Annotated in this window: 24 protein-coding genes and 1 riboswitch; of the genes, 15 read left to right on the plus strand and 9 right to left on the minus strand. The window is 73.2% G+C overall.

Going from position 1 to position 25,714, the window contains the following annotated elements:
- Nucleotides 1-264: 264 nt before the first annotated feature.
- Together FHG10_RS11240 and FHG10_RS11245 are read left to right on the plus strand one after the other, a co-directional pair.
- A complete protein-coding gene (locus tag FHG10_RS11240) occupies nt 265-711 on the plus strand; it encodes a hypothetical protein (RefSeq protein ID WP_227488194.1) in 447 nt (148 codons plus the stop codon).
- Between the two features lie 40 nt (nt 712-751).
- On the plus strand, nt 752-1,144 hold the full coding sequence (locus FHG10_RS11245; RefSeq protein ID WP_152353427.1) for an MmcQ/YjbR family DNA-binding protein: 393 nt from the start codon (nt 752-754) through the stop codon (nt 1,142-1,144).
- Between the two features lie 88 nt (nt 1,145-1,232).
- Here FHG10_RS11245 and fmdA read toward each other — a convergent pair whose 3' ends face one another.
- Complete coding sequence (fmdA, locus tag FHG10_RS11250; RefSeq protein WP_152353428.1) at nt 1,233-2,489, minus strand: formamidase; 1,257 nt, start codon at nt 2,487-2,489, stop codon at nt 1,233-1,235.
- A 59-nt stretch (nt 2,490-2,548) separates the two neighbouring features.
- Nucleotides 2,549-2,842 carry an FmdB family zinc ribbon protein gene (locus FHG10_RS11255; RefSeq protein WP_152353429.1) on the minus strand — a complete coding sequence of 98 codons (294 nt, stop codon included), beginning with the start codon at nt 2,840-2,842 and terminating at the stop codon, nt 2,549-2,551.
- 235 nt (nt 2,843-3,077) lie between these two features.
- On the opposite strand from FHG10_RS11255, the gene FHG10_RS11260 reads away from it, so the two are divergent.
- The 5 genes from FHG10_RS11260 (at nt 3,078) to FHG10_RS11280 (ending at nt 8,966) form a co-directional block, all read left to right on the plus strand.
- Complete coding sequence (locus FHG10_RS11260; RefSeq protein WP_152353430.1) at nt 3,078-4,595, plus strand: MmgE/PrpD family protein; 1,518 nt, start codon at nt 3,078-3,080, stop codon at nt 4,593-4,595.
- A 16-nt stretch (nt 4,596-4,611) separates the two neighbouring features.
- Entirely contained in the window at nt 4,612-5,622 is a 1,011-nt protein-coding gene (prpB, locus tag FHG10_RS11265; protein ID WP_152353431.1) for a methylisocitrate lyase, read from the plus strand.
- Nucleotides 5,619-6,812 carry a bifunctional 2-methylcitrate synthase/citrate synthase gene (locus FHG10_RS11270; RefSeq protein WP_152353432.1) on the plus strand — a complete coding sequence of 398 codons (1,194 nt, stop codon included), beginning with the start codon at nt 5,619-5,621 and terminating at the stop codon, nt 6,810-6,812. Before prpB ends, FHG10_RS11270 begins: the two co-directional genes overlap by 4 nt.
- Nucleotides 6,805-7,914 (plus strand): FAD-dependent monooxygenase, encoded by a 1,110-nt coding sequence (locus FHG10_RS11275; protein WP_227488195.1) that lies wholly within the window; start codon nt 6,805-6,807, stop codon nt 7,912-7,914. Before FHG10_RS11270 ends, FHG10_RS11275 begins: the two co-directional genes overlap by 8 nt.
- A gap of 116 nt (nt 7,915-8,030) precedes the next feature.
- Nucleotides 8,031-8,966, plus strand: a complete 936-nt coding sequence (locus FHG10_RS11280; RefSeq protein WP_152353433.1) for an aldo/keto reductase — start codon at nt 8,031-8,033, stop codon at nt 8,964-8,966.
- Here FHG10_RS11280 and FHG10_RS11285 read toward each other — a convergent pair.
- A complete protein-coding gene (locus FHG10_RS11285; protein WP_152353434.1) occupies nt 8,956-9,573 on the minus strand; it encodes a DUF2087 domain-containing protein in 618 nt (205 codons plus the stop codon). The two genes, FHG10_RS11280 and FHG10_RS11285, sit on opposite strands and share 11 nt — an antisense overlap.
- Nucleotides 9,574-9,898: 325 nt before the next feature.
- Between FHG10_RS11285 and FHG10_RS11290 the strand changes: the two genes are divergently transcribed.
- Nucleotides 9,899-10,255 (plus strand): hypothetical protein, encoded by a 357-nt coding sequence (locus FHG10_RS11290; protein ID WP_152353435.1) that lies wholly within the window; start codon nt 9,899-9,901, stop codon nt 10,253-10,255.
- Nucleotides 10,256-10,292: 37 nt separating this feature from the next.
- Here the strand turns inward: FHG10_RS11290 and FHG10_RS11295 are convergent, their stop codons facing one another.
- On the minus strand, nt 10,293-10,895 hold the full coding sequence (locus FHG10_RS11295) for a class I SAM-dependent methyltransferase (protein ID WP_152353436.1): 603 nt from the start codon (nt 10,893-10,895) through the stop codon (nt 10,293-10,295).
- A 177-nt stretch (nt 10,896-11,072) separates the two neighbouring features.
- Between FHG10_RS11295 and FHG10_RS18255 the strand changes: the two genes are divergently transcribed.
- Nucleotides 11,073-13,103 carry a glycosyltransferase gene (locus FHG10_RS18255; RefSeq protein ID WP_152353437.1) on the plus strand — a complete coding sequence of 677 codons (2,031 nt, stop codon included), beginning with the start codon at nt 11,073-11,075 and terminating at the stop codon, nt 13,101-13,103.
- Between the two features lie 4 nt (nt 13,104-13,107).
- Here the strand turns inward: FHG10_RS18255 and FHG10_RS11305 are convergent, their stop codons facing one another.
- Nucleotides 13,108-14,175: an ADP-ribosylglycohydrolase family protein gene (locus FHG10_RS11305; protein WP_227488196.1), complete on the minus strand. Its 1,068-nt coding sequence runs from the start codon at nt 14,173-14,175 to the stop codon at nt 13,108-13,110.
- A 234-nt stretch (nt 14,176-14,409) separates the two neighbouring features.
- Here FHG10_RS11305 and FHG10_RS11310 point away from each other — a divergent pair, with 234 nt between their 5' ends.
- From FHG10_RS11310 to FHG10_RS11335, 6 genes are all read left to right on the plus strand, one after another.
- Nucleotides 14,410-15,252 carry a hypothetical protein gene (locus tag FHG10_RS11310; RefSeq protein ID WP_152353439.1) on the plus strand — a complete coding sequence of 281 codons (843 nt, stop codon included), beginning with the start codon at nt 14,410-14,412 and terminating at the stop codon, nt 15,250-15,252.
- 138 nt (nt 15,253-15,390) lie between these two features.
- Complete coding sequence (locus tag FHG10_RS11315) at nt 15,391-17,535, plus strand: M13 family metallopeptidase (protein WP_152353440.1); 2,145 nt, start codon at nt 15,391-15,393, stop codon at nt 17,533-17,535.
- A 7-nt stretch (nt 17,536-17,542) separates the two neighbouring features.
- Nucleotides 17,543-18,121 (plus strand): hypothetical protein, encoded by a 579-nt coding sequence (locus tag FHG10_RS11320; RefSeq protein WP_152353441.1) that lies wholly within the window; start codon nt 17,543-17,545, stop codon nt 18,119-18,121.
- Nucleotides 18,122-18,408: 287 nt separating this feature from the next.
- Nucleotides 18,409-18,515, plus strand: a riboswitch (TPP riboswitch).
- Between the two features lie 74 nt (nt 18,516-18,589).
- Nucleotides 18,590-19,297 (plus strand): ECF transporter S component, encoded by a 708-nt coding sequence (locus tag FHG10_RS11325; protein WP_227488197.1) that lies wholly within the window; start codon nt 18,590-18,592, stop codon nt 19,295-19,297.
- A gap of 185 nt (nt 19,298-19,482) precedes the next feature.
- A complete protein-coding gene (locus FHG10_RS11330) occupies nt 19,483-21,762 on the plus strand; it encodes an ATP-binding cassette domain-containing protein (protein WP_227488198.1) in 2,280 nt (759 codons plus the stop codon).
- Nucleotides 21,763-22,073: 311 nt separating this feature from the next.
- Nucleotides 22,074-22,559, plus strand: a complete 486-nt coding sequence (locus FHG10_RS11335) for an ankyrin repeat domain-containing protein (protein ID WP_152353443.1) — start codon at nt 22,074-22,076, stop codon at nt 22,557-22,559.
- A gap of 140 nt (nt 22,560-22,699) precedes the next feature.
- Here FHG10_RS11335 and FHG10_RS11340 read toward each other — a convergent pair whose 3' ends face one another.
- The 4 genes from FHG10_RS11340 to FHG10_RS11355 all read right to left on the minus strand — a co-directional run bounded on the left by FHG10_RS11340 (nt 22,700) and on the right by FHG10_RS11355 (nt 25,502).
- Complete coding sequence (locus FHG10_RS11340; protein ID WP_152353444.1) at nt 22,700-23,221, minus strand: GNAT family N-acetyltransferase; 522 nt, start codon at nt 23,219-23,221, stop codon at nt 22,700-22,702.
- Between the two features lie 4 nt (nt 23,222-23,225).
- Nucleotides 23,226-24,305, minus strand: coding sequence for an Fpg/Nei family DNA glycosylase (locus FHG10_RS11345; protein WP_152353445.1), 1,080 nt, complete (start codon nt 24,303-24,305; stop codon nt 23,226-23,228).
- Nucleotides 24,305-24,811, minus strand: coding sequence for a ribose-5-phosphate isomerase (locus FHG10_RS11350; RefSeq protein ID WP_152353446.1), 507 nt, complete (start codon nt 24,809-24,811; stop codon nt 24,305-24,307). Before FHG10_RS11350 ends, FHG10_RS11345 begins: the two co-directional genes overlap by 1 nt.
- 82 nt (nt 24,812-24,893) lie before the next feature.
- Nucleotides 24,894-25,502, minus strand: a complete 609-nt coding sequence (locus tag FHG10_RS11355) for a DsbA family protein (RefSeq protein WP_152353447.1) — start codon at nt 25,500-25,502, stop codon at nt 24,894-24,896.
- Nucleotides 25,503-25,714: the final 212 nt, after the last annotated feature.

Raw genomic sequence — 25,714 nt, forward strand, 5'->3', positions numbered from 1 at the left:
CGTGCACCGCCGACGATGCCGACGGGAAGCGCTGAGTCGTACGCACTCAAGTAGAGATCCGCTCCGCAGGGCTGTCAAACCCCGCCTCATCAACCTTGAGCACACTAGACTCAACTACGGAGGAACTCCGTTCATTCCCCCGGGCCGACTCTGTGGTTCGGCTCACGCCGAGCGGTCTGTCCGCCCGCCTGCTCTCGCGCCTGGGGATGGTCCTCGTGGCGATCATCCTGGGGCGGCGCCGTCGAGCTCGCGGCCGCCGAGGTCATGACCTCGGGTCAGGCCGTCGGGCCGCTCGAGCTGCTGCCGCTGATCGAGACGATCATCAACGACCTCGTGTTCGGCGGCATCGCCGTGTTCTTCCTGTACTCGGTGCCCGAGCGGATGGACCGGGCCCGGGTGCTGCGAATCCTGCACCGCCTGCGCTCCCTCGCGCACGTGATCGACATGCACCAGCTCACCAAGGTCCCCGAGCGCCTCGGGCGCGGCTCGCGCGAGCAGGGCGGCATGGACCTGGACCGCGCGGACCTCACCCGCTATCTCGACTACTGCACGGAGATGCTCTCGCTCATGGGCAAGAGTGCGGCCCTGTTCGCCGAGGACACCTCCGACGGCGAGGTCCTCGACGCGGTCGAGGGCATCGAGACGCTCACCTCGGACATGGCCCGCAAGGTGTGGCAGAAGATCGGGATCATCCAACAGCAGGGAGCGTGACGCGCGGGCGGCTCCGCGGGCGGCCGTGGACAATGGCCTGATGGACGGCGAGACCCTGCAGGACATGGCGCGGGCACGGGCCCTGCAGCTGCCGGCCGCGCACATCACCCAGCCCTTCGGGCCCGGGGCGGACGTCGCGAAGGTGCTCGGGAAGATGTTCCTGCTCCAGGCCGAGGTGCGAGGGACGCCCGCCGTCGTGCTGAAGGCCGATCCCCGCGACTCCGAGGCGCTGCGCTCGATGCACGCGGACATCACGCCCGGCTACCACATGAACAAGCGGCACTGGATCACCCTGTGGCCGGGCGGGGGCCTGGACGCCGCCTTCGTGCGGGAGCTCGTGACCGACTCCTACCTGCTGGTCGTCGAGACCCTCCCTCGAGCGCAGCGCCCGGTGGACCCGAGCACGTTCCTCGCCGCCGAGCGCGAGAGCTGAGCGCGGGGCGCCGGTCGCGCCGCCTGCATGACGCGCGGCGCGACCGGCACGGCAGGGATCCGACGGGACGGATCGGCCGACGCTCGCGTCAGCCGACGCTCGCGCGGGGTGCGCCGATCCCCGGATCGATCTGCGGCACGTCCCCTGCCCCGGGGCGGATGTCGATGTCGAAGATGTCCAGCGGCAGGTAGACGGTCGCGCAGGCGTTGGGGATGTCCACGACGCCGGAGAAGCGCCCCTCGACCGGCGCGGCGCCGAGCAGCAGGTACGCCTGCTCCTTCGACCAGCCGAAGGTCGAGAGGTAGTCGATCGCGTGCAGGCAGGCCCGCTGGTAGGCGAGGTGCGAGTCGAGATAGCGCTGCTCGCCGTCCAGGGTCACGGAGGTGCCCGAGAACGACAGCCACCTGCTGTGCTGCGGCGGGGTGTCGCCCGGCATGAAGATCGCGTTCTCCGCGACGCCGTACTTCTCCATGCCCCCGGGGATCACGTCCACGTGCAGGTCCAGGAAGCCGCCCATCTCGATGCCGCCGCAGAACGTGATCTCTCCGTCGCCCTGGCTGAAGTGCAGGTCGCCGACCGAGAAGTTCGCCCCGTCCACGAACACCGGGTAGAAGATCCGAGTGCCCTTGGTGAGGTTCTTGATGTCCTGGTTGCCGCCGTTCTCGCGCGGCGGGGCGGTGCGCGCGCCCTCCCCCGCGACCCTCTCGCGGTCCCCGTCGGGCACCCCACCCAGGATCGCCCCGTCGGGCTCGGGCGGGAGCGCGAGCGCCGGGACGCGCTGCGGGTCGGTCGCGATCAGCGCCGCCTCGCGCGTGTTCCATCGGCCCAGCAGCTCGGCCGACGGCGCGGTCCCCATGAGCCCGGGGTGGATCATGCCCGTGAACTCGACCCCGGGGACATGGCGGGAGGTCGCGCGGTCGCCGCGGAAGTCCCAGACGGCCTTGTAGGCGTCGGGGAACTCATCGGTGAGGAAGCTGCCGCCGTTGCGCTTGGCGAAGATGCCCGTGTACCCCCACCCCTGGCCGGCGAGGGGCCCCTCGTCCTCCTGCGGGATCGGCCCGACGTCGACGATGTCGACGATCAGCAGGTCCCCCGGCTTCGCCCCCTCGATGCGGAACGGCCCGGAGAGCGCGTGGACGGTGTTCAGCGGCGCGCTCGCGATGTCCTCGGCGGAGTCGTCGTTGCGGATATAGCCGTCGAACCACTCGCGGCAGTCGACGCGGAAGGTGTCGCCGGGGCGCACGCTCGCGGCGGGCGGGATGTCCGGGTGCCAGCGGTTGTGGCCGAGGACCTTCTGATCGGTGAAGGGCTTGGTGGAATCCAGCGGGAAGACGTTCGTGGGCATGGCCTCTCCTTCCACAGGGACGGGGCCGCCTCTCGGCCCCGTCGCGAACAGGGCCGGTCTCAGGGACGCGGCAGGCGGGCGTGGCGCGGGTCCCGGGTGACGGGCGTCCCCCGCCGCGGGGCGGCGCCTCCGCCGGGAACGGCATCCACCACGCCCGGGCTGTGCGCACTCGCCTGCGTGCTCTCGAGAAGCCGGGCGGCGGGCGAGCCGAAGTGCCCCAGCGCCGGCGCGGCGATCAGCCGCGCGGCGGGGGCGCCGCAGTCGGGGCAGTCCTGCGCGCCGTCGCGACCGCTCATCGGCACGGAGACCTCGAAGCGGTGGGCGCTCGAGCAGCGGAACTCGTAGATCGGCATCCGGGCTCCTTGTCGCGTACGTCACAGGTCCTCCAGCATAGGCCGGACACCGCGCCGCAGGGGCGTGCTCGCGGGAACCCCTCAGCACGGTGCCCGGCGGCTCCCCCGGCAGCTCCCCGGCGCCTGCCGGATTCCACGGGTCCCGTCGGATTCCACGGGGCGCCGTGGTCATCCGCCGGACGCCACCATGCGGTATACACGGTGGGAGCACGGTCAACGCCCCCGAGAGGACCCCATGCACGACATCGACGTCCGCGTCCACCGCTCCGAGGAGAACCTGCCCCGCGAGGAGCAGCTGGCCTGGCGGATGGCGGAGGTCGCCGCGGACCCCGTCGGCCTCGAGTCCGCCGTGCAGGAGATGATCCGGAATCGGATCATCGACAACGCCTCCGTCGCGATCGCCTCGCTCTCCCGCGGCCCGATCGTCGCCGCGCGCGCCCAGGCGCTCAGCCACCCCGTCTCCCGCGGGGGCGCCGGCGCGGTGCTCTTCGGGACGAGCGAGCGCACGTCCCCCGAGTGGGCCGCGTGGGCCAACGGTGTCGCCGTGCGCGAGCTCGACTTCCACGACACCTTCCTCGCCGCCGAGTACTCCCACCCCGGCGACAACATCCCGCCGATCCTCGCGGTCGCCGAGCACACCGGTGCCTCCGGCGCGGATCTGCTGCGCGGCATCGCGACCGGCTACGAGCTGCAGGTGGACCTGGTGCGCACGATCTCCCTGCACGCCCACAAGATCGACCACGTGGCGCACCTCGGGCCGTCGGCCGCGGCCGGGATCGGGACGCTGCTGGGGCTGGGCACCGAGACGATCTTCCAGGCGATCGGCCAGGCCCTGCACACCACCACCGCGACCCGCCAGTCCCGCAAGGGCGAGATCTCGACATGGAAGGCGCACGCGCCGGCCTTCGCCGGGAAGATGGCCGTGGAGGCAGCCGACCGCGCCATGCGCGGGCAGACCTCCCCGGTCCCGATCTACGAGGGCGAGGACGGCGTGATCGCCTGGCTCCTGGACGGGCCCGACGCCCGCTACACGGTCTCCCTGCCGGCGGCCGGCGAGCCCAAGCGGGCGATCCTGGACACCTTCACCAAGGAGCACTCGGCCGAGTACCAGGCGCAGGCGTGGATCGACCTCGCCCGTCGGCTGCACGAGACCCACCCCGAGGCCGCGGACCCCGAGCAGGTCGACTCGATCCTCATCCGCACCTCCCACCACACGCACTTCGTGATCGGCTCGGGCGCGAACGATCCCCAGAAGTACGACCCGTCGGCCTCCCGCGAGACCCTCGACCACTCGATCCCGTATATCTTCACCGTCGCCCTCCAGGACGGGACCTGGCACCACGTGGACTCCTACGCGCCCGAGCGCGCCGCCCGACCGGACACCGTGGCCCTGTGGCGCTCGGTCACCACCGCCGAGGACCCCGAGTGGACCCGCCGCTACCACTCGCTGGACCTCGCGGAGAAGGCCTTCGGCGGTGCCGTCGAGATCACGATGAAGGACGGCCGCGTCATCCGCGACGAGATCGCCGTGGCCGACGCCCACCCCCAGGGCGCACGACCCTTCGCCCGCGACCAGTACGTGGCCAAGTTCCGCGCGCTGACCGCGGGCCTGGTCGAGGACGCCGAGGCCGATCGCTTTCTGCAGGCCGTCGAGGACCTGCCCGACCTCCCGGCAGGGCAGCTCGGGCGGCTCTCGGTCCGGGCGGCCGACGGGGTGCTGGATCCGTGGTCCGGCCCGTCGGGCCTGTTCTGAGGAGAGGAGACCGCTGATGCTCTATTCGACGAGGACCCCCGCGGCCAAGCGCGAGGACCTGCGCGCCCTGCTGCTGCCGGGGGCCGCCCAGCCCTTCCCGGGCGCCTTCACCCCGCTCTCCGCGCGGCTCATCCAGGAGCAATCCTTCCCCGGGGTCTACATCTCCGGGGCGGTGATCGCCAACGAGCTGGCCCTGCCGGACATCGGGCTGACCACGCTGAGCGAGGTGGCCCAGCGGGGGCGCCAGATCGCGCGCTCCACCGACCTGCCCTGCCTCATCGACGCGGACACCGGCTTCGGCGAGCCCATGAACGTGGCCCGCACGATCCAGGAGCTCGAGGACGCGGGCCTGGCCGGCTGCCACATCGAGGACCAGGTCAACCCCAAGCGCTGCGGCCACCTCGATGGCAAGGCCACCGTGGACACCGCGACCGCCGTGCAGCGGATCCGCGCCGCGGTCGACGCCCGGCGCGACCCGAACTTCCTGGTGATGGCCCGCACCGACCTGCGCGCCGGGGCGGGGATCGACGCGGCGATCGAGCGCATGCGCGCCCTCGTGGATGCGGGGGCCGACGCGATCTTCCCCGAGGCCATGGCCGACCTCTCCGAGTTCGAGGCCGTGTGCCGCGCGGTCGACGTGCCCGTGCTCGCGAACATGACCGAGTTCGGGAAGTCCCCGCTGTTCACGCGGGAGCAGCTGGCGCAGACCGGCGTCGCGCTCGTGATCTACCCCGTGACGCTGCTGCGCACCGCGATGGGCGCGATCGAGCGGGTCCTGCAGTCCATCCGCGTCGAGGGGTCGCAGGCCTCCCGCGTCGATGACATGCTCACCCGCGCCCGCCTCTACGACCTCGTGGACTACGCGGGCTACGGCAGCTTCGACGCCGGCATCTTCGACTTCGAGGTCCCGGGCCGGGCCGGGACCGACGGCACGGGCGCCGCGGACAGCGCAGGCACCGCAGACAGCGCTCACAGAAGCAGCACCAGCGGAACCATGAGCACGGACGAGCAGAGGAGCGAGTCATGAGCCCGAACAGCCAGAGCGACCCCGCGCAGGACCCGTCGGACGGCCCGGAGATCCACCGCGGGCTCGCGGGGGTCGTCACCGACGTCACCGCGATCTCGAAGGTCAATCCCGAGACCAACTCGCTGCTCTACCGCGGATACCCGGTGCCGCAGCTCGCCGCGACGCAGCCCTTCGAGTCCGTCGCCCATCTGCTGTGGACCGGTGAGCTGCCCACCGACGCGGAGATCGAGGAGGACCGCGCCCACGAGCGCTCCCACCGCGCGCTCGCGCCCGAGGTGAAGGCGACGCTGGACTCCCTGCCCACCACCTGCCACCCGATGGACTCGGTGCGCACGGCCGTCTCGGTGCTCGGCGGCCTGGATCCCGCCGCGCAGGACGACTCGCCCGCCGCGGAGCTCGAGAAGGCGCGATGCCTGCTCGCGCAGCTGCCCGCCGTGATCGCCTACGAGCAGCGGCGGCGCCGCGCCGGCGGCCCCACCGAGCCCATCGCCCCGCGCGAGGACCTCGACTACTCCCAGAACTTCCTGTGGATGACCTTCGGCGAGGAGGCGGCGCCCGAGCTCGTCGACGCCTTCCGCGTCTCGATGGTGCTCTACGCCGAGCACTCCTTCAACGCCTCGACCTTCACCGCGCGCGTCATCACCTCGACCCTCTCGGATCTGCACTCGGCGGTCGTCGGCGCGATCGGCGCCCTCAAGGGGCCGCTGCACGGCGGCGCCAACGAGGCCGTGATGCACACCTTCGAGGAGATCGGGATCCGTCCCGAGGAGCCCGAGGCCGAGGCCAAGGACCGCGCGAAGTCCTGGATGGACGACGCCCTCGCGCAGAAGAAGAAGGTCATGGGCTTCGGGCACCGCGTCTACAAGAACGGCGATTCCCGCGTGCCCACCATGAAGCAGGCTCTGGACGCGATGATCGAGCACGTGGGCCGCCCCGAGATCCTCGGGCTCTACAACGGGCTCGAACAGTCGATGGACGAGGCGAAGGCCATCAAGCCCAACCTCGACTACCCCGCCGGGCCGACCTACCACCTGATGGGCTTCGACACCGAGATGTTCACGCCGCTGTTCATCGCCTCGCGGATCACCGGCTGGACCGCGCACATCATGGAGCAGCGCGCCGCGAACGCCCTGATCCGCCCGCTCTCGGAGTACGTCGGCCCCGAGGAGAGGCCGGTCCCGGGTGCGTGATGCCCGCCGCGGGCCCTCGTCCAGCGGGCCCGAGCGCTTCCGGCGCGTTCTGCGCGTCCGGATCCTCGGTGCGGGCGTCGCCGGGACCGCCGCGGCAGCCCTGATCACCGCCGCCGGGCACGAGGTCGAGCTGATCGACGAGGACTTCGCGCAGCCGGCGCTGGGCACCTCTCTCGCCCTGTTCCCGCCGGCCCAGCGGGTGCTCGCGCGGATCGGCGTCCTCGACGCCGTGACAGCAGGGGCGACGGCCCCGCGCGAGGGACGCCTGGTGGGGCGCGATGGCAGGATGCTCGCGACCCTGCCCTCGGGCGAGGCGCTGCTGGTGCCGCGCCCGCACCTGCTCGCGTGCCTGCGCAGGGCGCTTCCGAGCGAGGTCCGACGGCGACGGATGCGCGTCCAGGACGTGCGTCCGCTGCGGCGCGGCGCCGACGTGCTCGTGGGCGCCGATGGACTGCACTCGCTGACCCGGCTCTCCGGCTGGGGCGAGGGCGCCCGGGCCCGCGGGCACGGGATGACGATCCTGCGCGGCATCACTCCACAGGCACCGCCGGAGATCTCGGAGACCTGGGGCGGCGGGTGGCTGTTCGGCATCACGCCGCTCAGCGGGGGCGGCACCAACTGGTTCGCGTCCGTGCCCGAGCACCGCGCGCCCGATCGCGAGGGCGACCTCGCGCACCTGAGCGAGGTCGTGGGCGGCGCACGGGCGGCGATCGACACCGTCCTCGAGGCGTCGACGCCCGCGCGCACGACGGTGCACGGCCTGTTCACGGTCCCGCGGGTGCGGCCCGTGCGCGAGGACGTGGTGCTGATCGGCGACGCCGCGCACGCGATGGCGCCGAACCTGGGACATGGGGCGAACACCGCGCTCTCGGACGCGGCGGCCCTGGCCACGGCGCTCGACGGCGCGCAGCGGATCCGCCCGGCGCTGGCCCGCTACGCCGCGCGGCGGCACCTCGTCGACCAGGGCTGGAGGCTCGGCTCGGAGGTCATGCTGCGCGCCGGGATGGCCGACGGGCTCGCGGGAGGACGGGACACGGTGCTCGGCGCGGCCGGCCGCATCCTGGCCCGCCGCTCCCGCGAGGACCAGGAGCCCGCGCCCTGAGTCCCGTCGGCGGGTCGTGTCGTCCCGTGAACGCCCCTCGGACGCGTGTCAGGTCATCGTCCTATCGTCGGCGGTGACGCATCAGCACTCACCTCTCGACATCGCAGGAGATGCACATGACCCTCGACCTCATCGGCGACCTGCCCCTCGTCCTCGGCGGCAACACCTTCGGCTGGACCAGCGACGAGGACGAGTCCTTCGCCGTGCTCGACGCCTTCCTCGCCGCCGGGGGCCGCCAGATCGACACCGCCGACGTCTACTCCGCGTGGGCACCGGGCAACGACGGCGGCGTCTCCGAGGCCGTGATCGGCCGCTGGCTCGCCGCGCGCGGCGCCCGGGACCAGGTCGTGCTCGCCACGAAGGTCGGCTCCCTCGCCTCCCGCAAGGGTCTGGCGCGCGAGAACGTCGAGGCCGCCCTCGAGGACTCCCTCGCCCGCCTGGGCACCGACCGTGTGGACCTCTACTACGCCCACTTCGACGACGAGACCCAGTCACCCGCCGAGCTCGCCCGCACCTTCGACTCCCTGGTGCGCGCCGGGAAGGTGGGCGCCATCGGTATCTCCAACCTCTCCCCCGAGCGGCAGCGCGCCTGGATCGAGGCGGCCCGCGCGGAGGATCTCACCGTGCCCGCAGCCATCCAGGTGCAGTACTCCCTCGCCCATCGCGCGGACGTCGAGACCGGCTACGGGCAGGTCGTCGACGAGAACGACCTCGCCCTGTTCAGCTACTTCTCCCTCGCCGCCGGCCTGCTCACCGGCAAGTACCGCTCGGCGGCCGACCTCGAGGGGGTCGCCCGCGGCGCCCAGCTCGCCGACTACGGCACACCCGAGGGCTTCGCCCTCGTGGACGCCCTGGTCGACGTCGCCGAGCGCCACGACGCGGAGCCGACGGCGGTGGCCCTCGCCTGGCTGCGCGCGAAGGGCGTGACGGCGCCGGTCGCCTCCGCCCGCACCACCGCTCAGCTCCCGGCGCTGGTCGCCGGGGCCACGCTCGACCTCGCGGCCGAGGACGTCGCAGCCCTGGACGACGCCTCCGCGCCGTTCACGCGCTGATCGTGGGGTCCGCGGGGCCTGCGGGCTCCGCGCGCTCGGCGGGCTCAGCCGGTTCCGCAGGCTCAGCGGGTTCTGCGGACTCGGCGGACTCGGCGGACGAGCCCGCCTCGTCCTCGAGCGTCCCGGCGAGGAAGCGCGGCAGCCAGACGGCCTCCCAGTCGCTGACCTCCTGGGCCATGTTGCCCACACGGGCCGGCGGCGCGGCCGGCAGCCAGTAGGCTCCCACGCCGTCGCGCTCGAGGTACCCGTAGTCGACGAGCTCACGGCGCAGGTAGGCGACGTCCTCGTGGACGGGCCGCAGGATGTCGCCCACCTCGGCCTCGGTATAGACCTCCCCGGGGGCGAAGCGCGCGAGCAGCTCGAGCAGCACCGAGAGGCGCGTCTTGCGCTTGGCGGGGATGCGCTCGAGCACGCCGCGAATGAGGAACGGGCGGATGAGCTTCTCGTGGAGTGCGCGCGCCGCCTCGGGGTCGGGCGTGGGGACGGCGATGCGCTCGGGCCGGGTCGCGGCCTGCGCGAGCAGAGCGGCGCGGGCCGCCGTGTAGTTCTCGCCGGTGCGCTCCATGCGGGCGCGCACGAGCTTCTTGAAGTCGGAGGAGCGGGTCATCGGATTCACCTCTGCCGCCATGGCATCCCCAGCCTGCGTCGGCGGCGCGATGCCTCGACGATGATCGGTCCGGATCCGAGGATCTGCTCCCCTTCGCCCCGAGGGCGCGGGCTGGGGCCGACGCCGGGCTGGGCGGTGGATCGCCGCCGGGAACACCCTAGCGGATCGCACCCATCCCTGGACGCGTGGGCGGCGGCGGAGATGGCGATGGCGATGGCGGCGGTGATCGGGGGCGCAGGGCGTTCGAACGCTCGTTCGTCCCACCCCTCTCCTAGTCTCCGAGGACCGTTGCCGCCGGCGCCGCCGGCGGCGGGGAGGAGGAGTCATGGATACCGTCGAACGTCCCGGGTCGCGAGTGCGCGCCGTCCATCCCGAGCAGTCCGCACACCGGGAGCGCGATCGCATCCGCGCGGGACTCCTGCTGCGGGCGCCCGGGCTCGAGCGGCGCATCGTGGAGACCGCGAGCGGATCGCTGCTCGTGCAGGTCCCGGGCACGCCGACGGGAGCGCGGAGCGCTGGGAGCGCCGACGGGATCGAGATCGGCAGGCTCCCCCACCGGGGCGGCTCCGCATGGGTCGTGGTGATGCGCCGTCAGGGTCGCGCGAGTGTGCGTCGCTGCGCGAGCGTGGAGCAGGTGGTGCGCTCGGCGCTGATCGGCCTGCGATCCGCCCGTGCCGCGTGAGGCGCCGGCGCCTCTCGACGCACGGACCCCGCGCGCTTCAGCTCAGGCGGCGGGCCAGCGTCGAGACGACGTGCCAGTGCTTCTTCGCGGAGCTGTAGGAGCGGCCGTCCTCGTTGCGGACCTCGCGGTCCAGGACGCGGAAGCCGCGGAACATCTCACCGATCTCCTGGGCGCTCAGGGTCGCGATGTCCTCGCGCTCGGCCCAGCTGTCCGACTCCCCGAACAGGTCCACGGCGATGACGCCGCCGATCTTCAGGGCTCCGGTGAGCTTCGGCCAGATCTCGCGCAGTCCGTCCGGGCCCAGCATCGGCAGGGCGTACGCGGAGTAGACGACGTCGGCCGCGGGGAACTGCTCGACGTCCCGCGCATCCATGTGATGGAAGTTGATGCGACCGGTCATGCGCTCGTTCTCGACGAGGCGCTGCGTGAGCGTGTCATCGGTGTCGTAGGCGTGGACGGTCAATCCGCGGCGCGCGAACTCGAGCGCGTCGGCGCCACCACCGGCGCCGATGTCGATCGCGACCTTCCCGGGCCCATCTCCGCCCGCGGCGTGCACAGCTTGCGTCACGACCCGCCGGGCGGGACGCGCCGCAGCACTGGCGTTGTATGCGTGCCAGTCGATCGTGGGGGCGGTGTCCATGCAGTTCAGGGTATCGACCTTCATCCAACATTCAATATGACAGAGGCCTGGCGCACACCGGTTTCGTCACCAGCGAACACCAGGGGGCCTCTGCGCCGGCTCGCAGGCGCAGAGGCGGGGTGCGCCCTGCGCGATCGCGCACGCCGCAGGAGCCTGCGCACTCCTAGGATGATGGACATGTCAACCACGCCGCTGCGCCTGCTGCTCGTCTCGCTGCACACCTCCCCGCTCGCAGTGCCCGGCAGCGCCGATGCCGGCGGCATGAACGTGGTGGTCCTCGAGCAGGCGCGCGCCCTCGCCGCGGCCGGCCACCAGGTCGACATCGTCACCCGCCGCAGCGACCCCGACGCGCCCGCGATCTGCGCGGTCGCCCCGCGCCTGCGCCAGGTCCTGCTGCACGGCGGGCCCGCGACGCCGCTCGCCAAGAGCGCCATGGAGCAGGCCATCGAGCCGTTCTCCGCGGACCTCGAGCGCCTCGTGTCCGACGCCGAGCAGGCCGGGGAGCCGTACTCCCTGATCCACTCCCACCACTGGTTCAGCGGCGTGGCCGCACTCCCCGTCGCGCACCGGCATCAGCTGCCCCACCTGCAGTCCTTCCACTCCGTCGCGGCCCCGGAGGGCTCGACCACGCTGGGCGCCGGAGAACCCGCCGAGTCCGCGGGCCGCATCCCCGGCGAGCGCCGCACAGCGAGGGAGTCCCAGCTGGTCATCGCCGTCTCGCAGGCCGAGGCCCGCACGGTCCGCGAGCGCTATGGGGTCCCCTCGGATCGCGTGCTCGTGGTCCCGCCGGGCGTGGACACCGCCCGCTTCCATCCCTCTCCCCTGAGCGCTCGGCAGCGTCTGGAGGAGCCCACGATGCTGTTCGCCGCACGGCTGCAGCCCCTCAAGGCGCCGGACCTCGCCCTCGACGTGCTCGCCCGGCTCGACGCGTCCTTCGCGGCCCGCCTGGTGCTCGTGGGTGCGGCCTCGGAGGACTTCTCCGCATATCGTGCGGAGCTCGAGCAGTCCGCCCGCTCGCTGGGCCTCGCCGACCGCGTCGCGTTCGCCGGCTCCATGGACCAGGACGAGCTCGCCGCCCGCATGCGCGAGGCCGCCGTCCTCCTGCTGCCCAGCTGGTCGGAGACGTTCGGGCTCGTCGCCCTCGAAGCGCAGTCCAGCGGCACCCCGGTGGTCGCCTGGGACCGCGCGGGTGGCGTGCAGGAGGCAGTGGGCCCCGGCAGCCGGCTGATCGCCGGTCGCGACCCCGACGTCTGGGCCGAGGCCGTCGAATCCCTCATCGGCGAGGAATCGGCATTCCAGGAGGCCTCGCGCGCGGTGCGCGCCTTCGCCGAGACCCGCACCTGGCAGGCGTGCGCCCATCATCTCGAGCGGATCTACCGGGCCGTCGTCCACGGCGGGACCGCCCACGGCCCGTCGGACCCCTGGCATCTGGTGCGCACCGCCGGCACCGTGCTGGCAGTCCACGCCCACCCCGACGACGAATCGCTCGCCACCGGTGCGCTGCTGGCCGACCTCTCCTCGCGCGGCACCCGCGTCGTGGTCGCCACGGCGACCCGCGGCGAGGAGGGCGAGGTCGTCCCCGGGGCGATCGCCGAGGGCGACGAGCGCCCGCTCGAGGAGGTCCGCGCCCAGGAGGTGCGCCGTGCCCTCGGGGCGCTGGGCGTCGATGAGCACCACATGCTCGGCGAGGCCCCGGCCCTGGCCGAGGGCGCCGCACCCCGGTGCTACCGCGACTCGGGCATGCGCTGGGTGCGCGAAGGCGTCGCGGGTCCGTCGGAGAGCGCGGGGCCGACGAGCTTCACCCATCAGGATCTCGAGCAGGAGATCGCGGACCTCTCCGCGCTCATCGCGCACGTGCGGCCGGACGTGATCCTCGGCTACGACGACCAGGGCACCTACGGACACCCCGACCATCTGCGCGCGCATCAGGCGACGGCCGGGGCGGCGCGCGCGCAGGGCGTGCCGTTCGTCGAGGTCGCGAGCGAGCCCGACCCCGAGGCCGTGGCCGGTGGCGAGCCCTTCGCGTTCCGCGACCAGCCGGGTTCGGCGTCCGCCCTGGGCGCCGCCCTGCGCGCCTATCGCACCCAGCTCACGGTGGTCGGCGAACTCGAGGGCGTGCCGGGCGGAGTGCGCGTGCGACACGTCGGGGGACAGTTCCAGGACGTGCCGCTGCGCACCGGTCTGCGGATCTCGGGCGGGAGCGAGTGACCCCTCAGCGGGCGGCGTCGGACGGGCAGCGGCGCTGCTCGGCCGGGGCGACCACGCGCTCGACGAGGCTCTCCAGCTCGGCGACCTCGTAGCCGGGCCATCCGAACATCTCGCGCCGCCACTCCGGCGGCACGGCCTTGGGACCGAGCGCGGCGCCGACCAGCGCACCGGTGATGCACGCGACGGTATCGGTGTCGTAGCCCGCGCGGACCGCCGAGGTGAGCGCATCCACGAGGGCCGCACGGCGGGCGAAGCGGTCCTCGGGCAGGGGCAGCACGCCGTGCACCGCCGACCACGCCCCCTGGAACGCGGCCACCACCCAGCCGTTGCGCGGGAAGTCGACCGGGCGCGCCGACTCGGCCTCCTCGATGCGCTCGCGCCAGAGATCGCGGCGCTCCTCCGGGAGGCGGTCCAGGGCCGCGCGCACGTCGATCTCCCCGCACAGGATCGCGTGACGCACCGCGAAACCCCACAGCACGCATGCCTCGACCGCGTCGGGGTGGACGTGGGTGAGGCGGCAGATCGTGCGGATCGCGTCCTCGGTGTCCTCGTCGGAGGAGAAGAGATAGGGCAGCACGCTCGCGTGGGAGCGCATGAGCGCGGCATTGCCCGCGACCCGTGGGAGGTCGCGGTGCGCGTCCTCCGCGGCCTGCTGGAGATCGCTCGCATGAGGCATGGAGTGTCCGGCCCCGCGGGCCACGTCGGCCGCACGGCGCATGACGGTCGAGGTCAGGGCGCCGATGTCGGGGGTGCCCATCGACCACGCGTACCACTCGCGCGCGATCTGGTCGAGGGCGGACGCCGTGCGCAGGTCATGGGTGCCGGGCGTCGCGGCCGCCGCCTCGAGCACGACGATCGCCATCGAGGTGTCGTCGGTCCACTCCGCCTCGCCCCATTCCAGGACGCCGCCGCCGATCATGCCCACGTCCTCGCTCGGGGCGATGGGGCCCTGGAACTCGTACGGCGCGCCCAGGGCGTCGCCCGCGGCCGCCGCGACCACCGCGCCGATGGCGCGCTCGAGGACGTCGCCGTCCGAGGTCCGGGCGTCGTCGCAGGGCTGGTCGCGGGTCACGGGGACATGTTTCCACACGACCATGGGCCATGTCCGGGAGAATGTCCGGTCCCCGGACGCCCGTGGCCCCGGGTGGGGAGAACCTCACACGGAGATGACGAACGCCGGCCCCGAGGCGTCGCGCACCAGCGCATCCGCACCGATGCCCTGTGTTCCGCCCGCCTCCTCGAGCGGCCTGCCACCAGCGGGGCACCAGGCACGGCCGATACAGTGGAGCGACTTCGAAGGAGCCCCATGACCACCTCGTCCTCCCCGTCCTCCGCCGCGGATCCCGAGGCCCCCGCCGAGGCCGCCTCCTGCAGCAGCGACCCGCACGGCTCGGACCCCCACGACCACACCGGGCACGACCATCCGCCCACCGGCGCGGAGATCGTCAGCGCGCTCGTGCGCGGACTGTCGATCGTCTCGCTCGTGATCCCCGCGGTCGCCGTCGCCCTCGTGCTCATCTGCCTGCCCGCGACGCCCTCGACGCCCCTGCCGCTCGTGCTCGGCATCGCTCTCGGCGCCCTCCAGCTCATGGTCGTCGTGATCACCAGCATGTTCGTCTCGAAGGTGCAGAGGCGCCTCGCGGTCAACCCCGGACCGATGGCCGTGCGCTCGACCGTCGAGGAGGTCCTGCGCCTGGCCGCGGTCCTCTTCGCGGGCCTGCTGTGGCCCTCGGAGGCCGTCGGCCCCATGGGCATCTGGCTCGGGCTCGGCGCGGCACTGGTCTGGATCGTGCTGGCCACCGCGCAGACGGTGAGCGCGCGGCGCCGGATCGCCGCGCCCTCCGCCTGGGCGACGGAGGCCGTCGGCACCTTCCTCACCGAGAAGGTGAGCGTGCCCCGCTCGATGGTGCTGCGCGTCCTGGACGTCGTGGGCACCGCGCTCTTCCAGATCGGCGCGACCGTGCTGATCGTGCTCTCCCCCGTGCTCACGATCGGCACCATCGTGCTGTCGATCGCGACGGGCCTGTCCACCCTGATCCTGCAGCGCCGCAGCCCGGGCGAGCGCACGCACACCCTGTGGGCGTACGCGCCCTTCGGGATCGGCGTGCTCACCGCCGCGCTCGCGCTGCTGGGACTGTCCACCCTCTGATCCGCGAGATCGGGTCGGCGCGCGGCGCGCGGAGCGCGTCCGCGGTCGGCCCGGCAGGCGGGAGCGGCGTCGCGTCGCCGCACCCGCGCCCGTTCCACCACCCGGCCTGATGCCGCCCTCCCCGACGAAGGAGTCACCATGACCGATGCCGTCCCCTCCGACAGCACCACGACCGCAGCACCGACCGGCACAGAGGTCCACTCGGGCCTGGATCGCAGCGGCGTCGAGGAGTCGATCCGGGTCCAGGACGATCTGTTCGGGCACGTGAACGGCGCCTGGCTCGCGGAGCACGAGATCCCCGCCGACCGGGCCTCCGACGGCGAGTTCCGGCGCCTGCGCGATCTGGCGGAGGAGCGCGTGCGCGCGATCGTCGAGGAGGCCGCCGACGACCCCGAGCTCTCCGCGGTGCTCGAGGCGGGCCGCTCCCCGGAGACGGACCGCGGACGCGTCGGCCTGCTCTACCGGCTGTTCATGGACGAGGACGCGGTCGAGGCCGCCGGGGCGGACCCGCTCGCCCCGCTGCTCGACGAGGTCGCCTCCGCCGGCTCGCTCGAGGACCTGGTGCGGCTGCTCGCCTCCCCCGTGGCCGGGACCAGCGCGCTGCACGCCTACGTGTGGACCGATGACGACGACTCCTCCCACTACCAGATCAAGCTGCACCAGGGCGGGCTGGGACTGCCCGACGAGTCGTACTACCGCGAGGACTCCTACGCGCCGATCCGCGAGGCGTACGTCGGGCACCTGGCGCGCCTCGCCGATCTGGCCGCGCTGCCCGGCCGCGAGGGCCTGCTCGACGGGGACTCGCGCGCGATGGCCCGCGCCGTGATGGACTTCGAGACCCGGCTGGCCGCCTGCCACGTGGACCGGGTGCGCCTGCGCGACAGCGAGAAGTCGAACAACCCGATGGACGCCGCGCAGCGCGACGCCCTCGCCCCCGCGTTCCCCTGGGACGCGTTCGTCGAGGGCACCGGAGCGCCCGACGGCGCCTTCGACGTGGTCTGCGTCAGCCAGCCCGAGTACGTCGAGGCCCTCGCTCCGCTGCTCGCGGCGGAGGACCTGGCCGTGCTGCGCACCTGGGCCGCCCTGCACACCGTCGGCGCCTATGCCCCGTACCTCTCCTCCGCATTCGTCGAGGAGGACTTCGACTTCTCCGGGCGCACCCTCTCGGGCGCCGAGCAGCTGCGCGAGCGCTGGAAGCGCGGCATCTCGCTGGTCGAGGGAGCCGTCGGCTTCGCGATCGGACAGGACTACGTCGCGCGGCACTTCCCGCCGGACCACAAGGCGCGCATGCAGGAGCTCGTCGGCGCGCTGCTGGACGCCTACCGGGAGTCGATCTCGACGCTCGAGTGGATGACGCCGGGAACCCGCGAGAAGGCCCTGGCCAAGCTCGAGCTGTTCACGCCGAAGATCGCCTACCCGGACGTCTGGCGCACCTACGAGGGCCTCGAGCTCGACCCGCGCGACCTCGTCGCCTCGGTCCGTGCCGCCCGCGCGCACGACGCCGCCCATGACTTCGCGAAGCTCGCCGGGCCCGTCGACCGCGACGAGTGGCACATGACCCCGCAGACGGTCAACGCGTACTACAACCCCGGCGCGAACGAGATCGTGTTCCCCGCCGCGATCCTCGAGCCGCCCTTCTTCGACGCCGACGCCGAGGACGCCGTGAACTTCGGCGGGATCGGGGCCGTCATCGGCCACGAGATCGGCCACGGCTTCGACGACCAGGGCTCCAAGTACGACGGCGAGGGCAACCTGCGCTCGTGGTGGACCGACGAGGACCGCGAGGCCTTCGAGCAGCGCACCCGCGCCCTCATCGGCCAGTTCGACGCCCTCACCCCGCGCGTGCTGCGCGAGCAGGCGGAGGCGACGGCGTCCGACGCGGCCGATGGGGGCGACGGGACGGAGTCGGCCGACGGCGCGGATGCGGCGGGCGCCTCCGACCTCCCGCACGTCAACGGCGGCCTCACGATCGGAGAGAACATCGGCGACCTGGGCGGGCTCACCATCGCGATCAAGGCCTACCTCGCGCGCTCCGGCGGGAACCCGCCGCGCCTGGACGACATGAGCGGCCTGCAGCGCGTGTTCTGGTCCTGGGCCACGGTGTGGCGCGCGAAGTCCAGGGCGCAGGACGCAGCGCGCATGCTGGCGATCGACCCGCACTCCCCCGCCGAGTTCCGCTGCAACGCGATCGCGAGCAACCTCGACACGTTCCACGAGGCCTTCGACGTGCGCGAGGGCGACGCGATGTACCGCGCGCCCGAGGACCGCGTGAGCATCTGGTGAGGACGCGGTGAGCAGACCCGAGGCGCCCTTCCACGTGGGCCGGACCACGCCCGGCGCGGTGGGCTGGACCCGCATCGGCGTGAGCGTGCTGATCGGCGTCGGCATCGCCGGGTACGCGCTCGCCTGGGCGCGGGGGGAGACGGTCGTGCTGGGTCTGGTGCTCGCCCTGGCCGTGCTCGTGTACGCCTTCTGGTCGTGGATGCGGCTGGCGACCCGCTTCGTGGTGGACGGCGACGGGGTGACCGTGAGCCTCGGCGGCTTCCTGCCCCGCCCGGCATGGCCCGTGGCCGACTTCCGCACCGTGCAGCTGCGCCGCATCCCGGGCGAATCGCTCGGCGTGACGGCGGGCGGGCTCGGCTGGCGCCGCGGGCGCGTGCTCGCCGCCGACCGCGCATCGCTCGAGGCGCTGCCCGGCCGCAAGGTCTTCACGACCGGGGAGCAGCAGTCCGCGTACCGTCTGATGGTCTCGCGTCCCGGCACGCTCGTGGAGATCATCGGCAGGGAGGGCACGCACTACCTGCTCTCCCCCGACGATCCGACAGCCGCGGCCGAGGCGATCGACCGGTCCATCCGCGCCCGCCGCTGATCCCCGGCGGCCGCGGCGATCCCGACGCGGCAGCGGATCGAGTGGCACGAAACGGTCGCCAAGATCGATTGTGACGACCGTTTCGCACCACTCGAGGCTGTGCCGCGCCGGTCCCCGCCGAACCGGACGTGGTCCGCGCCGGTCTACGCCGAACCGGAGCCGATCGGGTGCCGGTCCGTGCCGGTCCGGGCCGTCCCAGGGGTCGATCGGGGCCGCGCGTGCCCTCGGGCGATCTGGCGCACACCACGGGGGCACTGACCTCGGCGCGCGATAGCATCGGTGACGACATCCACAGACAGGGGAGCACCGCAGCGGTGCTGAGAGTGCGCACCGAGCGCAGACCCTCGAACCTGATCCGGTTCACACCGGCGTAGGGAGTCGGGATTCTTCTGCGATGTCCGCCGCGCCGGGTGCCTGCATCCGGGCCGACGGGCCTCGCGGCCCCTTCCGCATCGGAAGGAGAACCAGATGTCGACCAGCTCCACCCCCGCCGCGCCGTCCTCGCGGCCGGAGAAGACCGTGCACTCCAGGACGTCCGCCGCGGCGTCCGGCGACGCCCCGGCTCGAGCCGCCGGCGCCCTCGCACGTCGGCCGCTGCTGGCCTATCGCACCGTGGACCTCGTGCTGACCGTCGCGATCGGCGTCGTCTTCGCCTTCGTATTCCTCGCCTGGGGGCAGGTGTACACGCTCTTCACACCGCTGCAGGCCGTCCTGCCGCCGTCGGTGGGCCTGCTCGCGGGCGTGTGGTTCCTGCCCGCGCTGGTGGCCATGCTCATCGTGCGCCGTCCCGGCGCGGCCGTGCTGGCCGAGGTCATCGCCGCCGTCCTCGAGATGGCCCTCGGCGGACAGTGGGGCATCGGCACCGTGGTCAGCGGCCTGCTGCAGGGCGGAGGCGTCGAGATCGCGTTCCTCGTCACCGCCTACCGACGCTTCACCCTGCCCGTGGCGATCGCCGGCGGCGCGCTCTCGGGGATCCTCGAATGGGTCTACGAGCGCTTCTCCTACTACCCGGAGTGGTCCTGGACCTCGGCCTGGGCGCTGCTGGGCTTCTTCCTCGTCTCCGGCGCGCTGCTGTGCGGAGTGCTGGGGTGGCTGATCGTGCGCGCGCTCGGCGCGACCGGCGCCCTGAGCGCCTTCCCGGCCGGGCGCCAGTGGGGGCGGCGGTCGCGCGCATGAGCGCGGGGGCGACGGCTATCGGGACGAGTTCCGGGGCCGACGGGACGAACGGCGACGCGTCCGGCGCCGGAACGTGTCCCGCATCCGACGCCTCCGTGCCCGACGCATCTGCCGCGTCTGCCGCGTCTGCCGCATCTGCTCCGTCCGCCGCGCCAGCCGTGCCGGCCGCATCGGTGCAGTCCGCCGTGCCGCCGACGCCCGCCGCGGCGCTCGGTCTCGAGGCCGTCACCTGGACACCGTCGACCCGCTCCCGGCCGACGATCGACGACCTCACCCTGCACATCCCGGCCGGTCAGCGCGTGCTGCTCACGGGTCCCAGCGGTGGCGGCAAGTCGACCGTGCTCCGTGCCCTCACGGGCCTGCTCGACACCAGCACGGGCGACCTCACGGGCGAGGCCCCCGGCCCCACCCGGCCGGGCGAGCGCGGTCTGCTCCTGCAGCAGCCGCTGCACGCCCTGATCGGTGGCAGCGTCGGCCGGGACGCGGCATTCGGTCCGGAGAACGCGGCGCTGGACCGCGAGGAGATCCAGCGCCGGGTCACCTCCGCCCTGCTTGCGGCACGCGTGAGCGTGGGCGCCGCGACCTCGCCGTGGGACCTCAGCGGAGGGCAGCAGCAGAGGCTCGCCCTCGCCGGCTCCCTGGCCCTGGATCCCGGCGCGCTGCTGCTGGACGAGCCGCTGAGCATGCTCGATCGGCCGACGGCCCGCGAGGTCCGCGCCGCGATCCTGGATGCGGTCGGTGATCGCACCCTGGTGGTCGCCGATCACGACGCCGACGGCTGGGCCCCGCACGTGGACCGCGTGATCGTGCTCGGAGCGCAGGCGCACGTGCTGGCTGACGGCTCCCCTGAGGACGTGCTCGCTGGCCCCGATCCGGACGCTGCTCCCGATCCGGCCGCCGCGCCCGACGTGGCACGTGCATCCGGCCCACCCGGACAGGCGGTGCTGTCGCTCTCGAGGGTCTCGATCGCGCGGCGGCGGCGACGGGACGAGGCCCGGGGGAGGCAGGCAGTCAGCTCACCTCTCCTCGACGGCCTCGACCTGGACGTCCCCGCAGGAGCACTCGCCGTGATCACCGGCCCGAGCGGCAGCGGGAAGACCACGCTGCTGCGCACCATCCTGGGTCTCGCCGATCCGGCCGGAGGACACCTCGAGGGCCCCGAGACCTCGAAGATCGGCTTTGTCCCGCAGGAGCCCGAGCACGCGTTCGTCGCGCGGAGCGTGCGCGAGGAGGTCACCGCCTCGCCCTGGGCGCGCGACCCCGACCTCGCCGAGAGCCTGCTGCAGCGCGCCGACCTCGCACACCTCTCGGACGCTCAGCCGTTCGAGCTCTCCGGAGGTGAGCAGCGGCGCCTCGCGATCATCGCCGCCCTCGCCCAGGAGCCCGCCCTGCTCGTGCTGGACGAGCCGACCGTGGGACTCGACCGGGAACGTCGCATCCAGCTGTTCGCCCTGCTCGAGGAGGCGACCGCAGGAGGCTGCGCGGTGCTGGCCGCGACGCACGACCCCGATCTCGTCGCCCGCGCGAACGTGCGCCTGGCCCTCGCGGAGCAGATGAGCACGCGCGACGACGACGCGCTCCCCGCCGCCCCGGAGTCGGCTGTGCCCGGCGCCGCGCGCGACTCGGCATCGGCACCGACCCCGACACCGACACCGACACCGACACCGACACCGACACCGACACCGACATACGACACCACTCTTCGCCCGCCCCGTCGTCCCCGTCCTGCGCCTGCTGACGCGCTCAATCCGCTGACCACGATCGTGATCGCGGTGGCGGCTGCCGTCGGCTGCTTCGCGATCGACCGCTGGCAGCTGGGGCTCCTCGCATGCTTGCTGGTGGTGGTCCTCGCACCGCTCGCCGTGCGCGGGGTGCGGAGCACGGCGCTGCGTCTGGTCCCGATCGTGCTCGCGGCGGTCGGTCTCTGCTGGTCCACGGTGCTCGCCTCTCCCCTGCCCGTGCTGTCCGGGGCGACCTGGCTGCTCGGTCTCAAGGAGGCTCTGCGGATCGGGTACTTCGTGGCTCCCGGCGTGCTGATCTTCGCCTCCCTCGACCCGACCCGGCTCGGAGACGCCCTCGGCGGGAGGCTGCGTCTGCCCGGTCGACCGGTCGCGGCGAGCGTCGCGGGACTCGTGCGGGCCGGGCTCACGGCCGACGTCTGGGAGCGCATCATGACCAGCCGCCGCCTGCGCGGCCTCGGGGCGCGACGCGACCTGCGCCATCCGCTGCAGTCGACGGCGGCACTCGTGCGGCTGCTCGCCTCGTGCACCCTCGCCCTCCTGGTCGACGCCGTGCGGGGCACCGAACAGCAGGCGCTCGCGATGGATGCCCGCGGCTTCGCGACCGCGCAGCACCGGACCTGGGCGCTGCCCAGCCCGTTCACGAAGCACGACCTCGTGGGGCTCGCCGTCGCCGTGCTCCTGCTCGCGGCGCCCTGGCTGCTGCGGACCGTGATCGGTGGCTGAGGGGCTCGCCCCGACGGCGCGGCCATGGACGCCCTTCGACGTCGACGCGGCCCCGGGGCCCGGGCGCGGCGGGCAGAGGTCCGCGAACATCCCGTGCACTTCGCGTAGCAGGAGGTCGGGTGACGTGTCGTATATGAGGTGACCCGACCTATGACGACGCGAAGTGCACGCACGCACCGAAGACCCCGGAGACCGCGCGGGTCGATGCCAGCGATCTCCCCCTCGCCCCTCCCTTCCCGCCCACCGGACCCTCGACGGCGGACGACGATCCGTGTGGTGGCCGCGTCGGGTGGGCCTCTACCCTGGTGCGCATGACTTCCGACGCCGCGCAGCCCGAGCCCACGCAGCCCGACACCTCACAGCCTGCCTCCTCGCAGCCCGCATCGCCGCTGACCACCGAGGAGCAGGACGAGCAGGTGCTCGCACTGGCCCGGAGGATGCTCGACGATGCCCGTGAGGGCCGAGGCGACGCCCTGCTGCCGCTGCTGGATCAGGGGGCGCCGGTCGCCATGCGGGACTCGCGGGGGAACTCGCTGCTCATGCTCGCCGCCTACCACGGGCACGCGGACCTGGTGCGTGAGCTCGCCGCCCGCGGTGCGGACGTCGATCAGCTCAACGACCGCCAGCAGTCGCCGCTCGCGGGCGCCGTGTTCAAGGGGTACGACGACGTGGTGTCCGCGCTCCTGGATGCCGGGGCGGATCCCGATGCGGGCACTCCGAGCGGTCGTGACTCGGTCGCCTTCTTCGGTCGGGAGGAGATGGGCCGGCTCATCGAGGAGAAGGCGCCGCGCGGCTGAGCGCAGGCTCTGTCCGACGCAGGCCCTGTTCGGCGGACGCCGCTCAGGCCCGACGCTCTGCTTCCACGCTCTTCGCGCGGGTCAGGACGGGGCGCGCCCAGGCCGGGGCGCACACATCCGCCCCTCCCGCTCCGCGCGGATCAGTCCCGCGGGTGCACGTAGCGCATCGGCACGTGCTCGATGCCGGCCTCGAGGAACTTCGGGCCGGTGGTCTGAAAGCCCAAGCTCCCGTACCAGCGCTCGAGGTACGCCTGGGCGCCGATCTCGACGATCGCCTCCGGTGCGATCTCGAGGGCCACGTCGAGGGCCGCGCGCACGAGGCGCCGACCGAATCCGTCGCGCCGGCGATCCGCGCGCACCACCACGCGGCCGATGTGCACGGTGCCGTCGGGGTCGCGCAGGATGCGCAGCTGGGCGACCGGTTGGCGCTCGAGTCCGCCGGTGACCGGCTCCGCGTCCGGCACCTCGATCCACAGCAGCTCCGTGGACGGCTCGAGCTCGCGGCCGTCGAGGTCGGCGTCGTCGGCGTGCTGCTCGAGGGTGAAGACGTCCTGGCGGAGCTTCGCGAGCAGGTAGACGGTGCGCGGATCGATCTCGCGCACGTGGGCGCGGCGCAGCACGGCGGCCGCGCCGGCATCGAGCGGGGTCACGGGATCAGGCATGCCGTCACCGTAGCTCTCCGTCCTGCGGATCCGCCCAGGCTGCGGCCGGGTGCTCGGTGGTCCAGCCTGCGCGGCGCGAGCGCCGGGTCTGGCAGCGGGGGCACCAGTAGACGGTGCGGCCGGCGATCTCGGTCGACCGGATCGCGGTCCCGCACAGCCGACAGGGCAGCGTCTGGCGGTGGTAGACGTAGAAGGACTGCTCGCGGGGCACCACGCTCGGGTCGTCGTCGCCGTTCTGGCGCGTGGCGCGGGTGCGCTCCTGGATGACCGCCTCGATCTCGCGGTGCTCGGGCTCGGTGGTGACGATGCGGCCGGTCCGCGCGCCGTACCGCATGAGGGGCACCAGATCGTCCCAGATCCCGCGCACCATGCCCTCGGTGAGGTCCTTTCCGGGCACGAAGGGGTCCAGGCGGGCGCGGAACAGCGCCTCTGCCCGATAGATGTTGCCGACCCCGGCGATGACCTCCTGGTTCATCAGCAGCACGCCGATCGAGGTGCGGGAGCGCCGCACCCTCTCGAGGAAGCGCTCGGGGTCCGCGTCCTCGCGCAGCGGGTCCGGCCCCAGCCGCTCCAGCACCGCGGCGCGGCCGTCGGCGTCGAGGACCTCGCATGCGGTGGGCCCGGTGAGATCGGCGAGTCCGTGGGGGCCGGCGATGCGCAGGCGCGTGGTGGGCCGCGGGACCAGCCGGCGCCAGTCGTCGGTCGCGGCGTCATGCAGGTCGTACCCGTCGGCCGCACCCGACCCGCTGCCTTGCCGGATCTCCCGCTCGCCGATCCGCACTCGGGGCGCACCGATCGCGTGGGCGAGGGCGAACCCCTCCTCCCCCGCGAAGGTCCACGAGCCGTACAGGCCCAGATGCACGCGCACCCAGCGGGTCACCGGGTCGGAGACGTCGACGGACTCCTCCGGGGTGAAGCCGATGAGCAGCTGCTTCCCGGCGGCCTCGGCACCCGCCAGCACCCAGCCGTCGATGCTCGCGGCGTCGGGGAATCGTCCCTGGGGGCTCGAGGTGCGCACGCGGCGCCCGCCGAAGCCCGCCGTGAGGGCGGAGGCGAGCCGATGGACCGTGTGGCCCTCGGGCATCAGGCGTCGGCGGAGCCGGAACCGGCCGCGGAGTTCCCATCGGCCGACGGGTCGTACCCGCCCGTGCGCTCGTAGAGGCCCACCAGGTCGATGCGCCGCTGGTGGCGCTCGTCGCCGCTGAAGGGCTCGGCGAGGAACAGGTCGATGAGGTGCTCGAGCTCCTCCTCGGTGTGCTGGCGCGCCCCCACGGAGATCACGTTGGCGTCGTTGTGCTCGCGGGCGAGCTTCGCCGTGTCCTCGTTCCACACCAGGGCGGCGCGCACGCCGGGCACCTTGTTCGCGGCGATCTGCTCGCCGTTGCCGGAGCCGCCGATGACGACGCCCAGGCTGCCGGGCTCGGCGACGACGGCCTCGCCGACGGCGGTGCAGAACGGCGGGTAGTCGTCGAGCTTCTCGAAGGTGTGGGCGCCGTGGTCGGTGACCTCGTGGCCCTTCGCGGTGAGGGAGTCCACGAGCCGGTTCTTCAGCTCGAAGCCGGCGTGGTCTGTGCCGATGTGCACGTGCATGGAGGGAGAGCCTTTCAGGGGGTCGGTCGGAGCCGGGGACGGGCGGGCAGGGGCGCTCGGCTCCTGCCCGCCCGGTCCTGGATCAGTCGAAGATGGGGCCGACGGTGCGGCTGCGCTTGAGCTCGAAGAAGCCGTCGACGCGGCTCATCGCCTCGAGGCCGTCGAACAGGGTGCCGGCCTCCTCGCCCTTGGGGGCCGGGGAGATCACGGGGCCGAAGTAGGCGCGGCCGTCGCCGAAGGAGATCACCGGGGTGCCGACCTCGTCGCCGACGAGCTCGACCACGGCCTTCTGCTTCGAGCGCAGGGTGTCGTCCAGGGAGGAGTCCTGGTAGGACTCGAGCAGCGACGGGTCCAGCCCCGCCTGCTCGAGGGCTGCCTGCACGGCGGCGCGGCGGTCCTGCTGACCGCCCACGTGGTAGGCCTGCCCGAAGGCGGTGTAGAAGTCGGCGAGGTCCTGGTTGCCGCCGGCGTTCTCGACGGCGAGCGCGACGCGGGCCGGCCCCCAGGCGTCGTCCATGCTGCGGCGGTAGCCGGCATCGAGATCGCGGCCCTCGTTGAGCGCAGCGAGGGACATCAGCGAGAACGTGATCTCCACGTCGCGCACCTGGGAGGCGTTCAGCAGCCAGCGGCTGGTCATCCACGCCCACGGGCAGATCGGATCGAAGAACAGTTCGACATGCGGTGCGGTCACGGAGTCTTCCTCTCGCGTCGGGGATCGGCCGGGCCCGTGCGGGCATCGGCCTCCCCCATTCTGTCACCCGACCGGGCACCGCGGCGTGCACGGGGCCGGGCGCTGCGGATGTCCCGGGGCCGGCGAACCGAGCAGGCCGACGATCTCGGGGAACCGGGCGTCGGCCCCGCTGATCCGGAGGGCGGGACGAGGGCGCGCGCAGGGCCTCGATG

It is taken from the genome of Brachybacterium subflavum (assembly GCF_009299795.1).
GTDB lineage: Bacteria > Actinomycetota > Actinomycetes > Actinomycetales > Dermabacteraceae > Brachybacterium > Brachybacterium subflavum.

Bases quoted from the DNA above. Each gene is read 5' to 3' on its own strand.
- FHG10_RS11240 (WP_227488194.1), top strand. From the start codon at position 265: ATGACCTCGGGTCAGGCCGTCGGGCCGCTCGAGCTGCTGCCGCTGATC.
- FHG10_RS11245 (WP_152353427.1), top strand. From the start codon at position 752: ATGGACGGCGAGACCCTGCAGGACATGGCGCGGGCACGGGCCCTGCAG.
- fmdA (WP_152353428.1), bottom strand. From the start codon at position 2,489: ATGCCCACGAACGTCTTCCCGCTGGATTCCACCAAGCCCTTCACCGAT.
- FHG10_RS11255 (WP_152353429.1), bottom strand. From the start codon at position 2,842: ATGCCGATCTACGAGTTCCGCTGCTCGAGCGCCCACCGCTTCGAGGTC.
- FHG10_RS11260 (WP_152353430.1), top strand. From the start codon at position 3,078: ATGCACGACATCGACGTCCGCGTCCACCGCTCCGAGGAGAACCTGCCC.
- prpB (WP_152353431.1), top strand. From the start codon at position 4,612: ATGCTCTATTCGACGAGGACCCCCGCGGCCAAGCGCGAGGACCTGCGC.
- FHG10_RS11270 (WP_152353432.1), top strand. From the start codon at position 5,619: ATGAGCCCGAACAGCCAGAGCGACCCCGCGCAGGACCCGTCGGACGGC.
- FHG10_RS11280 (WP_152353433.1), top strand. From the start codon at position 8,031: ATGACCCTCGACCTCATCGGCGACCTGCCCCTCGTCCTCGGCGGCAAC.
- FHG10_RS11285 (WP_152353434.1), bottom strand. From the start codon at position 9,573: ATGACCCGCTCCTCCGACTTCAAGAAGCTCGTGCGCGCCCGCATGGAG.
- FHG10_RS11290 (WP_152353435.1), top strand. From the start codon at position 9,899: ATGGATACCGTCGAACGTCCCGGGTCGCGAGTGCGCGCCGTCCATCCC.
- FHG10_RS11295 (WP_152353436.1), bottom strand. From the start codon at position 10,895: ATGGACACCGCCCCCACGATCGACTGGCACGCATACAACGCCAGTGCT.
- FHG10_RS18255 (WP_152353437.1), top strand. From the start codon at position 11,073: ATGTCAACCACGCCGCTGCGCCTGCTGCTCGTCTCGCTGCACACCTCC.
- FHG10_RS11310 (WP_152353439.1), top strand. From the start codon at position 14,410: ATGACCACCTCGTCCTCCCCGTCCTCCGCCGCGGATCCCGAGGCCCCC.
- FHG10_RS11315 (WP_152353440.1), top strand. From the start codon at position 15,391: ATGACCGATGCCGTCCCCTCCGACAGCACCACGACCGCAGCACCGACC.
- FHG10_RS11325 (WP_227488197.1), top strand. From the start codon at position 18,590: ATGTCGACCAGCTCCACCCCCGCCGCGCCGTCCTCGCGGCCGGAGAAG.
- FHG10_RS11335 (WP_152353443.1), top strand. From the start codon at position 22,074: ATGACTTCCGACGCCGCGCAGCCCGAGCCCACGCAGCCCGACACCTCA.
- FHG10_RS11340 (WP_152353444.1), bottom strand. From the start codon at position 23,221: ATGCCTGATCCCGTGACCCCGCTCGATGCCGGCGCGGCCGCCGTGCTG.
- FHG10_RS11345 (WP_152353445.1), bottom strand. From the start codon at position 24,305: ATGCCCGAGGGCCACACGGTCCATCGGCTCGCCTCCGCCCTCACGGCG.
- FHG10_RS11350 (WP_152353446.1), bottom strand. From the start codon at position 24,811: ATGCACGTGCACATCGGCACAGACCACGCCGGCTTCGAGCTGAAGAAC.